This window comes from Rhodopseudomonas sp. BR0C11 (genome assembly GCF_010820945.1).
In the GTDB taxonomy this organism is placed as follows: Bacteria; Pseudomonadota; Alphaproteobacteria; order Rhizobiales; family Xanthobacteraceae; genus Rhodopseudomonas; species Rhodopseudomonas palustris_H.
Map to the genome: position 1 here is coordinate 1 of NZ_QTKI01000865.1, position 415 is coordinate 415.

The following is a 415-nucleotide window of genomic DNA, read 5'->3' on the forward strand; positions in this document are numbered from 1 at the left end:
GCGGATCAAAGCGCTGGGCATCGCCTCGCCGCGCGCCCAGGCGGGACGGCATCGGACTGTGCGAGGTTACAACGACGCCACTCGAGGCTCGTTGTCGCGCCGCCCGGCGGAGCTGGGCCGGTCGTGCCATTCGCGGCGCCAGGCGTTCGGCGTATTCCCGGTGTAGCGGCGGAAGATGCGCGAAAGATGCGCCTGATCGCTCAATCCGCAGGCAAGAGCGATCTCGGAAAGCGGCAGATCCGTCGTCCGCATCAGTTGCTTGGCGCGGGCGACCCGGCGCTCGAGCACGAAACCGCGCGGCGCCAGACCGGTGCTGCGGCGAAACGCGCGTGCAAAATGGCCGGGGCTAAGACCGATCAGCTGCGCCAGATCGCGGATCAGCAGGCTCTCTCCGAGATGCTGATCGACATACAGG

At 67.7% G+C, this 415-nt stretch carries 1 protein-coding gene; it reads right to left on the reverse strand.

What is annotated here, in order from left to right:
* Positions 1–66: 66 nt before the first annotated feature.
* Positions 67–414 carry a helix-turn-helix domain-containing protein gene (locus tag DYI24_RS27845; RefSeq protein ID WP_349627827.1) on the reverse strand — a complete coding sequence of 116 codons (348 nt, stop codon included), beginning with the start codon at positions 412–414 and terminating at the stop codon, positions 67–69.
* Position 415 lies beyond the last annotated feature (1 nt).